At 36.9% G+C, this 13298-nt stretch carries 24 protein-coding genes; 22 read left to right on the top strand and 2 right to left on the bottom strand.

What is annotated here, in order from left to right; all coding sequences use genetic code 11:
- Window positions 1-11: 11 nt before the first annotated feature.
- Window positions 12-212 (top strand): 50S ribosomal protein L35, encoded by a 201-nt coding sequence (gene rpmI, locus IGJ42_RS14060; protein WP_003128650.1) that lies wholly within the window; start codon window positions 12-14, stop codon window positions 210-212.
- Between the two features lie 63 nt (window positions 213-275).
- Entirely contained in the window at window positions 276-635 is a 360-nt protein-coding gene (gene rplT / locus IGJ42_RS14055) for a 50S ribosomal protein L20 (protein WP_003128653.1), read from the top strand.
- A gap of 37 nt (window positions 636-672) precedes the next feature.
- Here the strand turns inward: rplT and IGJ42_RS14050 are convergent, their stop codons facing one another.
- Together IGJ42_RS14050 and IGJ42_RS14045 are read right to left on the bottom strand one after the other, a co-directional pair.
- A complete protein-coding gene (locus IGJ42_RS14050; protein WP_428254617.1) occupies window positions 673-1899 on the bottom strand; it encodes a site-specific integrase in 1227 nt (408 codons plus the stop codon).
- A gap of 46 nt (window positions 1900-1945) precedes the next feature.
- Window positions 1946-2548, bottom strand: coding sequence for a helix-turn-helix domain-containing protein (locus IGJ42_RS14045; RefSeq protein WP_428254619.1), 603 nt, complete (start codon window positions 2546-2548; stop codon window positions 1946-1948).
- A 169-nt stretch (window positions 2549-2717) separates the two neighbouring features.
- Here IGJ42_RS14045 and IGJ42_RS14040 point away from each other — a divergent pair, with 169 nt between their 5' ends.
- From IGJ42_RS14040 to IGJ42_RS13945, 20 genes are all read left to right on the top strand, one after another.
- Window positions 2718-2891, top strand: a complete 174-nt coding sequence (locus tag IGJ42_RS14040; protein WP_430615767.1) for a hypothetical protein — start codon at window positions 2718-2720, stop codon at window positions 2889-2891.
- A gap of 63 nt (window positions 2892-2954) precedes the next feature.
- Window positions 2955-3656, top strand: a complete 702-nt coding sequence (locus IGJ42_RS14035) for a BRO-N domain-containing protein (protein ID WP_428254623.1) — start codon at window positions 2955-2957, stop codon at window positions 3654-3656.
- 12 nt (window positions 3657-3668) lie between these two features.
- Window positions 3669-3968: a hypothetical protein gene (locus IGJ42_RS14030; RefSeq protein WP_005233858.1), complete on the top strand. Its 300-nt coding sequence runs from the start codon at window positions 3669-3671 to the stop codon at window positions 3966-3968.
- A gap of 81 nt (window positions 3969-4049) precedes the next feature.
- Window positions 4050-4355, top strand: coding sequence for a hypothetical protein (locus tag IGJ42_RS14025; protein ID WP_428254625.1), 306 nt, complete (start codon window positions 4050-4052; stop codon window positions 4353-4355).
- Between the two features lie 283 nt (window positions 4356-4638).
- The gene (locus IGJ42_RS14020; protein WP_428254627.1) at window positions 4639-4878 is read left to right on the top strand and encodes a hypothetical protein; all 240 of its coding nucleotides are present in this window, start codon (window positions 4639-4641) and stop codon (window positions 4876-4878) included.
- Window positions 4871-5119, top strand: a complete 249-nt coding sequence (locus IGJ42_RS14015) for a hypothetical protein (protein ID WP_231473440.1) — start codon at window positions 4871-4873, stop codon at window positions 5117-5119. The genes IGJ42_RS14020 and IGJ42_RS14015 overlap by 8 nt, the downstream gene beginning before the upstream one ends.
- Window positions 5109-5909: a replication initiator protein A gene (locus IGJ42_RS14010; RefSeq protein ID WP_430615766.1), complete on the top strand. Its 801-nt coding sequence runs from the start codon at window positions 5109-5111 to the stop codon at window positions 5907-5909. The genes IGJ42_RS14015 and IGJ42_RS14010 overlap by 11 nt, the downstream gene beginning before the upstream one ends.
- 102 nt (window positions 5910-6011) lie before the next feature.
- Window positions 6012-6272 carry a hypothetical protein gene (locus IGJ42_RS14005; RefSeq protein ID WP_266166606.1) on the top strand — a complete coding sequence of 87 codons (261 nt, stop codon included), beginning with the start codon at window positions 6012-6014 and terminating at the stop codon, window positions 6270-6272.
- A gap of 21 nt (window positions 6273-6293) precedes the next feature.
- Window positions 6294-6623 (top strand): hypothetical protein, encoded by a 330-nt coding sequence (locus IGJ42_RS14000; protein ID WP_428214840.1) that lies wholly within the window; start codon window positions 6294-6296, stop codon window positions 6621-6623.
- A gap of 12 nt (window positions 6624-6635) precedes the next feature.
- The gene (locus IGJ42_RS13995; protein ID WP_086269381.1) at window positions 6636-6776 is read left to right on the top strand and encodes a hypothetical protein; all 141 of its coding nucleotides are present in this window, start codon (window positions 6636-6638) and stop codon (window positions 6774-6776) included.
- A gap of 291 nt (window positions 6777-7067) precedes the next feature.
- Complete coding sequence (locus tag IGJ42_RS13990) at window positions 7068-7526, top strand: hypothetical protein (protein ID WP_430615765.1); 459 nt, start codon at window positions 7068-7070, stop codon at window positions 7524-7526.
- Window positions 7526-8125: a hypothetical protein gene (locus IGJ42_RS13985; RefSeq protein ID WP_311811497.1), complete on the top strand. Its 600-nt coding sequence runs from the start codon at window positions 7526-7528 to the stop codon at window positions 8123-8125. The genes IGJ42_RS13990 and IGJ42_RS13985 overlap by 1 nt, the downstream gene beginning before the upstream one ends.
- 22 nt (window positions 8126-8147) lie before the next feature.
- On the top strand, window positions 8148-8420 hold the full coding sequence (locus IGJ42_RS13980) for a hypothetical protein (RefSeq protein ID WP_142971708.1): 273 nt from the start codon (window positions 8148-8150) through the stop codon (window positions 8418-8420).
- A complete protein-coding gene (locus IGJ42_RS13975; protein ID WP_430615764.1) occupies window positions 8404-8688 on the top strand; it encodes a hypothetical protein in 285 nt (94 codons plus the stop codon). The genes IGJ42_RS13980 and IGJ42_RS13975 overlap by 17 nt, the downstream gene beginning before the upstream one ends.
- Window positions 8685-9314 carry a hypothetical protein gene (locus tag IGJ42_RS13970; RefSeq protein ID WP_430615763.1) on the top strand — a complete coding sequence of 210 codons (630 nt, stop codon included), beginning with the start codon at window positions 8685-8687 and terminating at the stop codon, window positions 9312-9314. Before IGJ42_RS13975 ends, IGJ42_RS13970 begins: the two co-directional genes overlap by 4 nt.
- Before the next feature lie 125 nt (window positions 9315-9439).
- On the top strand, window positions 9440-9805 hold the full coding sequence (locus tag IGJ42_RS13965; RefSeq protein ID WP_430615762.1) for a hypothetical protein: 366 nt from the start codon (window positions 9440-9442) through the stop codon (window positions 9803-9805).
- 14 nt (window positions 9806-9819) lie between these two features.
- On the top strand, window positions 9820-10179 hold the full coding sequence (locus tag IGJ42_RS13960; protein ID WP_430615761.1) for a hypothetical protein: 360 nt from the start codon (window positions 9820-9822) through the stop codon (window positions 10177-10179).
- Window positions 10180-10188: 9 nt separating this feature from the next.
- Complete coding sequence (locus IGJ42_RS13955) at window positions 10189-12492, top strand: phage tail tape measure protein (protein WP_430615760.1); 2304 nt, start codon at window positions 10189-10191, stop codon at window positions 12490-12492.
- 119 nt (window positions 12493-12611) lie between these two features.
- Window positions 12612-12908 carry a hypothetical protein gene (locus IGJ42_RS13950; protein ID WP_428254729.1) on the top strand — a complete coding sequence of 99 codons (297 nt, stop codon included), beginning with the start codon at window positions 12612-12614 and terminating at the stop codon, window positions 12906-12908.
- A 37-nt stretch (window positions 12909-12945) separates the two neighbouring features.
- Window positions 12946-13284, top strand: coding sequence for a DUF771 domain-containing protein (locus IGJ42_RS13945; protein ID WP_430615758.1), 339 nt, complete (start codon window positions 12946-12948; stop codon window positions 13282-13284).
- Window positions 13285-13298 lie beyond the last annotated feature (14 nt).

Below are 13298 nucleotides of genomic sequence, written 5' to 3'. Positions count from 1 at the left end.
GGAAATTAGTTATGCCAAAACAAAAAACACACCGCGGATTAGCAAAACGCGTAAAACGCACTGGCGGCGGCGGATTGAAACGCTTCCGTGCCTTTACCAGTCACCGTTTCCACGGCAAAACAAAAAAACAACGTCGTCAATTGCGTAAAGCTTCAATGGTTTCAGCTGGCGATTACAAACGTATCCGTCAACAACTAGCACGCATGAAATAATTGCGTAACCCAAGCTTCACGTATACAAACAATTATCGATTTTCATATTAGGAGGAATTATACATGGCACGTGTTAAAGGTGGAACAGTAACTCGTAAACGTCGTAAAAAAGTGCTTAAATTAGCAAAAGGTTACTACGGTTCTAAACACACTCTATTTAAAACAGCAAAAGAACAAGTAATGAATTCATACAACTACGCATACCGCGATCGTCGTCAAAAGAAACGCGACTTCCGCAAATTGTGGATCGCTCGTATCAACGCAGCGGCTCGTATGAATGGTTTAAGCTACTCAAAATTGATGCACGGCTTGAAATTAGCTGAAATCGACATCAACCGCAAAATGTTAGCTGACTTGGCTGTAAACGATGCAACAGCATTTACTGCATTAGCTGACCAAGCAAAAGACGCTTTAAACAAATAATCTAACTAACGTTGTTATGCCAACGTTTACCCCGCCTTTATTGAGCGGGGTTTTTATTTTGACCCAGAGATTGACCCAGACTTTTCCCATTCCTCATAAACTCACCAAAAATATCTGCAGTTTCTTCTTTGCCTTCTTTAGTGACATGAGTGTAAACATTCATAGTTGTTTTTATATTGCTATGCCCCAGACGTGCTTGCACTTGCTTCATACTTGCACCTGCTTCAAATAATAGCGATGCATGAGTATGACGGAATCCGTGCGGCGTTATCTGTTGCAGTGATTTGTTTTTACGATAAAGGGTATCGAGCCATGTTTGTGGTGTTCTTGGATTCATCAAGCCGTTATCCTCGTCTTTTGCAAATACTAGCTGTTCAACAGTTGGAATCAACGCCAGCATATTAATGTGTTCTTTCTGCTTTTTACGCCATTCTTTCAAGAGGCCAGCAGTATAGGAGTCTATACTAATCGTTCTAACCCCTGCTTTTGTCTTGGGTTTTTGGATTAAGGCAGTTCCATTTTTGCCAACAGCAAGCGTTTTGCTAACTGTGAGTGTCTGATGATTGAAGTCGATATCTCGCCATGTTAGAGACAATGCCTCGCCTTTACGTAACCCTGTATAAGCAAGGAGTGAGAAGAATACAAAACGTTTAAAAGGATAATTTTCCTTGAGTTCCTTTAGCAACGATAGCAGTTCTTGACGATTGCAAAAGTTAATCACGTCTGATTCATCACCTTCTATACTTTCTGCAGGAGTAGGGAGAATTATTTTTTGCATAGGGTTAGATGGGATTTCTCCTATTGATTCAGCATACTTAAAAATCATTCCTGCATAGTTGATATAGCGATCGTAGCGATTCGGATTATCTTTGCACCAAGCATTTGCCTGTTTTTGGCAAGCTGTTACAGTGATCGCTTTAATGTTGTAAGATCCTAATGCAGGCAGAATATGCTTGTCAAAGATGATCCTCGTGTTCCAATAGGTGCTCTCTTTGACTTTTGTTTTATACACCAGATTAAACCAATCCTCGAATACTTCCTTGTATGCTCGATTTGATGAGCGTTGTTTAATTCCATTCTCAGCCACATCGATGTCTAACCTAGCATAGGCTAGCTTGGCTTCCTTTAGTGATGTGAAGCCTCGCCTTGTTGTTTCTCTTTGTTTCCCAGTAACGGGATCAATTCCTAAATATTTTTTGAACATGTAGGCGGTTGAACCGTCTTTTTTTGTATACTTTTTAATTGGATTTGGCTTTGTTGCCATTATATTTTTCCTCCCAGTACCTAGCGTGGGGCGCTGGTATGTAGGATCACTCCTGATTAGATAGAAAATCTAGAAAATCATTGAGCTGCTTCTTTTTATCTTCTGGAAGTTTGCGATATTTTTCTAAGAGATTTGAATCTTCATTAGTGATTAATATAGACTTGTAAGCATCGTTAGTATTAATAGCAATTCTGTGGACAGAAGAACCAGAAGGATCATCCTGTGTACTACTCAAAGTTTTTTTAGATGGTACGTATACAATTTGAGGGCTGTCAACGTGTTCGCCTTCCTCACTGTCAAAAAAACCAGATAAAAATTGTGTGATTTTATTATCAATTGACTTCTGAGGAGCATCTTTTGTCAAACCAAAAAAATATAATAATTGCTTTAGTGGCTCGTACTGCACATCAACATCTGAAAAAGTTTTATCTGAGTCTCCATATAATAAAAAATTGATTGTTACGCCACCTATCGAAGCTATTTTTTTTAATCTAGTATTGTTAGGTAAATTCTTGCCCGTCTCCCAATTGCTAACAGTTCCACTTCTCGCTTTTGAATCAATTTTTGCAGCGAACTCACTCATGCTTAATCCTTGATTTTGTCTTATAGATTTAATTCTTTGACCTACTTCTTGGGGGTTTACTTTCATTCTTTTGCCTCCTTTCTTAAAAAATACTTTAACTTAGTATAGAATTTTTTGGAAAGAAATGCAAAGAAATGTTTGATTTTTTCTTGATAGTATGATATTTTTATTTTGCACTAAGAAATGCAAAGAAAAGGAGGAGCCTATGAAAAACAGAATCGCTGGATATCGTTGAATGCTAGGTTATACTCAAGCCTCTATTGCTAAAGAGTTTGGTATTTCTAAGCAAAGTTGGTTTTTAAAAGAGAAGGGGACAATCGCTTTTTCAGACGATGAAAAAATTAAATTTCAACAGATGTTGAAAGAAATTTTCCCTATTATAACAATTGACGAGATTTTTTTTAATTAAAACGCAAAGAAATGCAAAGATGCGGTCGGTACTTCATGAAAATTTATAAGGGAGGGTTAAGCGATGCAGGATTTAGTTTTAGCACAAGAGGAGTTATTTCAAGGTATTCAGTGCGATTTGTGGATGGATAAAGATAGAAATCCATTTATGACCATTCAGCAACTAGCAAATGCCTTAGGATACAAGAGCAAGTCTGGGATTGAAAATATAATCTCAAGAAATTCATATTTGAGAGAAAAGGAATTCTCAGGTACCCACAAATTGGGGGTACTTGGATCAGCTGGAGGAACTCAGGAAACAATCGTCTTCACAAAAGACGGCATTATGGAAATTGCCTTTCTCTCTAATAAACCAAAAGCTCGTGAATTCAGAGCGTGGGCACGGAAAATCCTCACTGCTTTTATGGATGGTCAAATCGTTTGGAAGGAAAAGAGAACAGTAGGAAAGCAAATCCGTTTGTCTATGACGGATGCAATCCGTGATGCAGGGTTTTCACCACATTTCTATAAGCATTTCACTAATCTGTGCTATAAGTCAGCAATTGGATTTAATGCTACTCAAATCCGCAAAGCTCGAGGAGTTGAGAAAGGCAACAATATTTTAGATTTTTTGACTATTGAAGAGCACGAGGCAGTTAATAAAAGAGAGCAACAAATCACCACTTTGATCGGGTTAGGAATGGATTATGAGCAGATAAAGGCGATTCTTGCTAATGGTGGGGTAATTTATCAAACAACGCTTAAAATGCCAGCAACGGCTCACTAGGGGGTGATTTACATGGCGAAGTTAAGTATTGATGAATTAGATCTATCACCTTCTTTACGTGAGGTTATACGCAAAACAGCAGCAGAAGAAGGGGAAAAACAAGCATTGTTATTCATAGAGGAATACAGAAAGAAACTAATGTTTCCTAGATTTATGAATTTCAAACAAGCAGCTAGTTATATGAACACGAGTTACAACACATTAAAATACAATTTTATTCTTAAAGCGGGTCTAAAGGTTATTTTAATAGATGGCTATGAAAAAATTGATCAACGAGATGCAGATGCATTTCTTGAGAAACACAAAAAATAATCCTAGCGTGGGGCGCAGGAAGTCGCAATGATACTTAGTCAAATGATCAGTCGCAAATGGTTTGATATAGGAGGAATAACAATGGAAATTACACAAAATCAAGCAATCGAGAAATTTTTAAGCGAGGTTATTTCAAAAGAAGCAGCAAAAGAGTTGGCAAATATCGAAGGGCAAAATTTAACTGATGTTTATAATTCCTTGCACGAACAAATGGAGTGTCAAGGATTGGTACCTGAAGAGCCAACGGTTACCTCTGTTGTGAAAAGTTTGAACGAACTTGCAACCGCAGAAATAGAGGGAAACCTAACCCTGAATGAGTATCAAGATATTTTATATCGTGAAATTGATTTGTTGGCTATGTTGTTAGGAATTGAATGGGATGCTTGAGGCAATAAATCAAATTGATACCTACCTGGTGAAACGCAAATTGAAAGAAGTGCATCAGATGCACAAATAGGGTCGTTCAATTAATGAACGAATTGGCGTTTTTCCATTTAATGGAAGAATTATGGTCATAAGAATGAGAGGTTTAATGAATAATTGGAGAAAAGAAAAAAAAGCCTTTGCTGTCAAAAATTCTTGGCGGAATTCAGCAAATGGCTATACGTAGGTACTATACCTATATTCTTTTCTCTAGTATATCACAATTAGAGAATGGAGCGCACTAAATATGGAAAATATTTTAGGAATTGAAAATTTAGCTACTGATGCATTTAATGTTGACTATGCTTTGAAGGGGTTGAAAGCTTTTTTTGACAATCAATTTTCGATGCGAGAATCTATTACCCCAGAAGATTTAAACATGGCAAATGCATTGCTAGTATCTATTTTAGAGCTATCAGGAAGACATGCGGCTGATGCGGAGGGTTACGCGATCAACTTGGAACAAGGAGGATCTAACAATGAATGAAAAGAAGTTACTGGCCAGTTCTAAGAACCTTGCAGCAAGAGTAAATGATTTAAAAATCATCGAGCGTCTTATCGAGAATATCGAATATTCACGAGTAACTGAAGATACATTTTCTTTAAACAAACAATTGGGAACTGGAGTGCTTGACGAAATAGGTGAGGCCTTAGAAAGTATCCGAGGGCAAATACAAGCTGTCTCTGATGCGCTCTATCCACACAAGGAGGGCGCAAATGAAGTATGAAAATGTCTATACAGTAGCGGAAGAAAACTCACACCGATTCTATCAATTGCCCAAAGAGCTTTTTGTTAACGAATCTTATAAAGAATTATCACTGAATGCTAAAGTCATCTATTCAATGTTGCTAGATCGAAAAGAGTTATCCAGAAAAAACAATTGGGTTGATGAATTCGGTCAAATATTTCTGCTATTTACAAGAGAAAATATCATGGAAATTCTTAATATATCAAAGCCTACTGCAGTGAAGGCCTTTAAAGAATTGGCTGAATTCAAACTTATCATCGAGGAGAGACAAGGGCTAAATAAACCGAACAAAATATTTGTATGTCGTATTAAATACGGAGGTTCAAATTTTGAACTTCAAGAAGTTGAAAGTTTTAACCCTAATGATACTGAGATTAATAATACTGAAAAAAACAATAACCTTGACGGCCACAAGGATAACTCTTTTTCCGAGAAAAAAGAGCCCACGACTACTTATTTCATTCATGATTATAAATCTATAATTAAAGGCTTGAACTTTAAAGATGAACAAGCCGAACAAGTCATTAATGTAATTGTTGGATATTCTGAAAAATATCGCGATACTCTACAGAAGTTCCATCCCAGAATAAGTTATAAACAACTTACGAAGATAGAAGTAATGATCAGATATATGGATTATTTAGAAACATGGGATTGGAGAGAATTAATCGATCGATATTTTGAAGAGGAAAACTATGGTGATGGAAATATTAATAGATTCTTTTCTGGCACCGAGGAAATGGGGGTAATAGCAGGAATGATACTTTAGAAAGGGGTGTATAGTACATTGTCCAGACAATATTAAGACAATGTCCAGACAAGTAACTCAGAAAAATTATTATTCAATAAAGAAACGAATGGAGTGAACTTTATGAGAACTAACAAGAGGGAAAGAACGTATCCAATTTTACTAGCTTATGAAAAAGGATCACAATATGCAGTTTGGTGTCCATATTGTTTTAAATGGCATTTTCATGGAAAAAAAGATGGACATAGGGTAGCCCATTGCACTAACCCACATTCACCGTTTAAAAAAACTGGTTATATTATCAAGCTGGCTACAAGAAACGATTTGGATTTCAAAAGTCATAATCTCTATCCAAATGACTATCCAATGTTTGAGGAAAATTAAAAAAATGAGTGGAGGCATGTAATGGAAGAACTTACGATTATTGAACAATCGGTACTTGAATTAATCCCAAGGGGGTTTGAAAGGAAAATCAAAGTACCAGATATATGCTCTATTATTGATCTGGACGAACGAGACGTAAAAGCAGTTATTCAAATGCTGCGAGCAAAAGGAGTGCCTATTGTTTCTGTCAGAGGATACGAAGGAGGCATGTTTATCGCTACCAACGAAGCTGAACGGACTATTGGCCTTAAAGCGTTCAGGAACCAATTTAAGAGTATGGAACAAACAATCACGAATATCGAACAAGCAGATCTAAATAACTGGCAAGAATCATTAAAAATTGCAAAATAAGGAGAATGAACAATGAGTATGGATAAAGTATATATTGATAAACAAACAAAAAAAGTGGGTGTCGAGTTACCTAAATATGGGGAAATCATCCTGATCGTAAAAGATGGTCAAGTAGTCAGATATGAGACGAAAACAACAAATAAATTAGAGTGAAAAAAGTGTTTTAAAAGCTGATATATCAACGTTTTATAAAGGTTTTATCGCTCAAATATGGTATAATAAAGACAACTTAATAATAATATCTGATTAGGAAGAACCAACGGATATGAGACGAAAAAAGCCAGTAATATGGCAGACGTCTCGTGTCCGTTTTTTATTATTAGTTGTCCTTTGAAAACTGTATACTGCGGTTGCTGAAAAAGCCGTCCTAGATGATGACAATCCCAAGCTAGACCAACGATCAAAACCGCAACATAATAGAATACTGTTTTTTAGGAGGGAAGCATGGATAGTGAATACAATTTAAACCGCTATTTGAACATAGAGGCTTATATCAGAAAGCTGGAAGAAGAAAAACGATTAATCAGGCAAGAGCTTTATTGCCAAAGCCTATGCACAGGAATTGCCTATGATGAAATTGCTATCCATGCAAAAGCTCCCAAGATTGATTATTTAGTAGCAGATAACGTAGAAGCGTGTATGCTCATTGACAAGCGGATAGAGCGGTGGAAGTTTAGGCACAAGCATTTTATGCACTTCTTAGATGAATTGCCTGTAGCTGAACGTGAGAGCCTTTTAAAAGGGGTTGAAAGCCCATCGTTGAAACAGAAAGCACTCGATGAAATATACGAGATAGAAACAGCTATGGCGTTCAGATATGAATGGGAAGTGCCGCAAGAAAAAGTTGAGCTAACAGACGATTTATTTTCGAATATTGCACTAATGGCGGAGGTGTTTGGATAGTGGTTTATGATTATGACATTCGCCCAAAATGGATACTCACTCAATGGAAGGCCTTTGTGGTAAATAGAAATCATTTGAAAGAGGGAAATACAGCAGGATATGCTCGTTTGCTATTTACTGCTTTAAAAGAGCTGCCAAAAGAAGATGTTTTAATTCTTTCTGAGAAGTATTACGAAACTGAACAAGGTGCCAACTTTAGTTATATGCATAACGGTTATCGAACTTATATACCTATAACAGATAAGGTATTGGCTGACCGAAGAGGAATATCTGTTCTTGAATATCGAAAAATCAGGAGCAAGTCAGAGGCGAAATTACAGACTATTATCAACCGATTGAGAAAAGAGTTTATCGAGATTGATGCTGACGAACTAGAGGAATACATTCTAGGCGTAGGAACTATTTATTTGAAAGATTATCAAATTATCGAGGGAAAGCGTGCGGATCCAGATTCTTATGTCTTCACGCAAGATAGATCCAAAGCGAAAAGATTCAAACAGGACTCTACACAGGGGAATCAGCTGAAGATGTACCTTCGATTAAAGAAAATGGAACCTCGAGACGAGTATATAAAGTTTATTGATATATGGTTTGACTGATTAAGCAGAAAGGAAAGTGTAAATGACTATTGTAGAGATTATGAAGACACGCAAAATCAAACAGAAGCATTTGTGTGAAGTCACAGGGCTAAGTCCTGAACAAGTGGAGAATGCTCTAAATGAGGATCGGGATGGAGTGTTAGCTGATAAGAAGAAGTTGGTTTTGCTTAAAGGCATTTGTACCGCTGAGTTTAAACGCAAAGCAATGCTCACCTTGGTAACAAAGAACACAAATGGGTTAGATCCTGATACTCGTAAGAAAGTAGAGGAGTTGGCAAATGAAAACAGAAGATGATTTCTTTAGCTATAGAGAATGGAAGAAATACCTTGAAGAACAACAAATGAAGCAAGAGTTGGAAGAAAACCCAGATGCTATTAAAAAGCTATCGTTAGTCGAATTAAATAAGCTGATCGAGGAAGACAGTACAAATGAAATTGCCATCGAGCGCCGCAGAGATTTGTTGGCTCAATATAAGAAAGAACGAGTAACACAGATCAAAGAACCTAAGAAAACAGTAGTAAGTAAACTCAAAGAAAAAATCAAAGGAGCGAATCAAGAATGACAGTAGAGTACACAGTAACCACACCAGAGGTAAAAGAATTAAAAGAGATCGATATCAATATCAATGAGTTGGAGAAAGAGCTAGATAGTCTGGTTGAAAAGAGAGACAAGAAAGCTTCAGCAAAAGGTAAGTATAGTCTAGAAACATTCAAGGCTAACAAAGAAGCAAATAAGGATATTGAGGATCTTGAGAAGGTGATTGCCGAGGCGTACCAAGAGCGCGGGGAGATTACCAATAGTATCTATCTGAATTATATCAATCAGTTGAAAAATGAAACAAACCGAAAAGAAGCAGCGCTATTGTCTGAAGCAAAAGAACTATTTGACAACAAAGGATTCGCTGAAGTAACTGCTTTATTGGGAACAGAAACTACTAGACTGTTTCAATTAAATGATCAGTTAATCAAATCGCATAACAGCTCAATGAAACAACTTGTAGATGTATTGGGCATTAAGAACAAAAACATATTGGATAATGTTAAACGAGAATACTACAAAGGAGGATGGGGCTACGCCTCAGTGGTGGGTTCTTATTTCCATGATGTTAAACGATCAGTGAGTGATTACTTAGATGAAATCATTAGACTGAATGGCATGCCAAATAATAAATTTGAAATTAAAAAATAAATTAAATGATTAACGGTGTGGGATTGATTTATCCCCCCGTTATTTTTATAAAAAATAAATCGGTTAGGAATCGGGGATGGAACTCCGAAAAACACACAGGACCATACACGGGAGGGGGGCAAACATTGAAAAAGAAAACAAAAGAAGCACGAATAGCGGCTGAGAAAGAAAGACTTACAACATTGATGGACGGAGTACCCAGTAGTAGCGCTGAAGTAGTCAAAGGTTTGATTGAGCGAGTTTCATTTATGAATGTTACTTTGTCAGAACTCGAAGAAGACATCAATAAAAATGGGTCCATTGAACTTTTCAAGAATGGCAGTCAAGAATTTTACAAAGAATCGGCTTCAGTCAAGACATATAACACGATGATCAATAGATATACTGCCGCAGTTAAAGAATTGCTTAGATTGGTAGTCGAGAATGATAAAACAAAAATAGGAAGTCCAGAAGTAGACGAATTTATGAACTTTCTAACAACCAGAGAATGATTGGGGGATGAAAAATGGATAGATTAGAATATTTGAGGGATAAGGCGGATAACATTTGGTATCAACACACAGTAAAAACAGACTTGGGAAACTCTTTTGATTCAATTTTAAATTACAAAGAATTACTTCGAAAGTTAAAAGCGATCGAGCGAGAATTAAGACTGATTCAGAAGAAGAACAGTTCTAATCGAGAGTATATTAAAAGCTATTTTTCTTTGCTTTCTAAAAGAATGGAAATTTGTGAGTTCCTAATAAATGAATTTCAGGAAAGCAATGAAGTAGATGGTGTGAAATACGATAAATTAATGCAAGAAATGAAGAATAGGCAAGACGAATTTCTTGCGATCAGAAGACAGAAAATGCAAAGGAGATGAGAGTAAAATATGGCAGGAAGTGTAAGAGAAACCGATGTTGTCTTGAATTTCAAGACAAATGGAGAAGTCAATTACTCTAAAACGATCAAGGGAATCAATCGTGAAATGAACTTAGCAGTAACTGAATTCAATAACCAGATGTCTGCTATGGATAAAAATGCGACTGCAACTGAGAAGTTGACAGTTACCAAAAAGAAATTAGAAACCCAGTTGACGCTTGCTGAAAAGCGTACTCAACTTTTGCGGGAACAATATGAAAAATCGGTTGAAGAAACCGGCAAGTACTCAGCAGAATCTGAAAAACTCTATAAGAAAATGCTTGAATCCGAAACTGGACAAAACAAATTAAAAGCCGCCTTGGATGAAACAAATGAAGCATTAAAAGAACAAGGTGATGTATCTATTGATACAGCCAAAAAGTTACAAAAAATCGAAGAAGCTGGCGAAAAGGTTGCGGGCGTTGGCAAGAAAATGACTGTAGGCGTTACAGCGCCGATTATGGCAGTTGGAGCAGCTGGTTTAGCCGCATTTTCAGAAGTTGATGAAGCTATGGACACTATTATACAAAAGACAGGCGCAACAGGCGATGTTGCTGATCGTTTGTCTACCTCGTTTGAAAACGTTGGCTCAAATACTCACTTAGAACTACAAACAGTCGGAGAAGCAATTGGTGAAGTCAATACTCAATTTGGATTCATGGACAAAAAACTTGAAGATTCAACAGACTACCTATTGAAATATGCCGATATCAATAATACGGATGTCTCGCAAGCAGCAATTTATGCTAGACAATCAATCGAAGCTTATGAACTATCCTACGATGATTTAAACGATGTATTGGATGTTACTACCAAAACTTCCCAGAACACTGGCCAATCAGTTGATGACCTTATGAAGAAGGCGATTGATGGTGCACCTCAAATCAAACAATTAGGATTGAGTTTCGATGAAGGGGTGACCTTAATTGGTAAATTTGAGCAAGCTGGGGTTGATTCAAGCACAATGTTAAGCAAGATGTCTAAAGCTTCAGTTGTTTACGCCAAAGACAATCTATCGCTACAAGACGGATTAAAGGGAACAATCGATTCGATTCTAAATGCCAAAGACGAAACAGAAGCCTTGAGAATTGCTAATGAAGTATTTGGAAAAGGTTCAGATAAAATGGTTGACGCAATCAAACGAGGAACGTTCACCTTGGATGATTTAGCAAAAGTAGCAAAAGAAAGCGGCGGTGCAGTGGCTGATACATTTGCAGAAACGGAAGATCCTATTGACGCTGCTAATCGTGCGATGAACAATGCAAAATTCGCTTTAGCAGACGTAGGTGAATCCGTCCAAATCAGCTTATTACCTTTCTTTGAAATGGCGATCGATGCTTTGAAGAGTTTTAAAGGCTGGTGGGATTCTCTCGATCAAGGTACTAAGAACTGGATTATTACACTCACTGGTATAGCTGCAGTAATCGGACCTGCTTTGGTTGTTATAGGAACGCTTATGAGTTCCGTTACTAAGATCACCGCTGGGGTTAAAGATCTGGCCACTGTGTGGAGTGGGCTAGGCAAATTATTCGGATTATCTGGTGGATGGTTTGCCGTAGCTGTAATAGCGATAGCCGCATTAGTCGCTGGGCTAGTTTGGGCTTATAACAATGTTGAATGGTTTAGGAACGGTGTGAATGCATTCTTCCAAGGTGTTTCTGATATAGCGGTAGAAGTATTTAATTTTATGGGCGGATACATTAGCAATATTTTTGGAGGAATCATTCAAAATTTCCAAAACTTTTTCGATGCTGGTAAGAGAATTTTCACCGGATTTATAGATTTTATAACCGGAATATTTACAGGTGATTGGGAACGAGCTTGGAACGGCGTTGTAAACATTTTCGGTGGTATCTTTGATATGATTGCTGCTATGGCTAAAGCACCACTAAACACAATGATTGGATTGATCAATGCATTTCTTGGTGGACTAAACAACATTAAAATTCCAAAATGGGTTCCTGGTGTTGGCGGAAAAGGGTTTAGTATATCCACGATTCCTTATTTAGCAGAAGGCGGACATGTATTAAATGGACAAGCAATTGTCGGTGAAGCTGGACCAGAATTACTTTCAAACAAAAATGGTAAAACGACTGTTACACCTTTATCTGATGAAGAAAAACGCAAAGGTATTGGCGGCAAAGTACAGCCTTCTAAAGTGGAACAACATATCCACATTGGCAATGTCGATGCGAATAACCCAAGTGAATTAAATAAAATGAACCGTAAATTTTACCGTGCAAGCAAACAAGCACTTGCCGGTGTGGGAGGTTAAATACAAGGCACCTAGCTTATCGGCTGGGTGTCTTTTTTTTTGCAAATAAAGTTTGAATTACGTATGTGTAAAGAGGTATTATGTAATTGAGAAAGTAAAGAAATACAAGGAGGAACCGAATGGATAGATCGGCAATTTTAAGAGCATTGGAAAATGGTGATTTCGATGGAATTAGCCACGAATATGAGCCGCGTAAAGGCTATAGTAAAAATGAAGTTTTTCAAACAAAGATGGTAGTTAAAGGGAGCTGTATAGAAGTTACTACAGAGTACAAAAATAAATTCTTTGACAACAAAGAGAATGTTAGTAACGAGCATAACAACGTAAAGGTATTAACTGGGAATTCGGCAGTTGACTTTATAGTAAGAAGACCATTCTATTTTAAAAAGGTTAGACCAGAATTGTTTCTAGAATAATATATTACAGTCATTCGATCAGAAAGAGGGAGCTTTTATGCAACAATTTTTAGAAGCGAAAATACTTGTACCAGAAGATTATGTAATCATTTCTAAGGTTGAGTATGAAGAGTTGCTTCGAGCGGATAGTTTAGGTCGGTGGATGACGTTAAAAGAAGTGCTTGATCGCATAAATAGAAAATATGATTGGTTTAGTCAGAAAGTTTTAAAAAATCCTAGATATAGAAATAGAATCGACATTTCAAAATCATCTGAAGGGTTTGTGTATTACCCGGGGGAGGGCAATGACAAGTATCTTTTTTTGAAATCAAAAACATTAGAATTTTTAGAAGAAAATTTTGCGGATATCCTGAAAGAAAAAAGTTGGTTAGATTAAATGAATCATATAAA

Origin of the sequence: Enterococcus sp. DIV1067f, assembly GCF_050543505.1 — a bacterium.
GTDB lineage: Bacteria > Bacillota > Bacilli > Lactobacillales > Enterococcaceae > Enterococcus_D > Enterococcus_D entomosocium.
The sequence above is the reverse complement of the archived record's forward strand: the minus strand, read 5'-3'. Positions and strand labels throughout refer to the sequence as shown.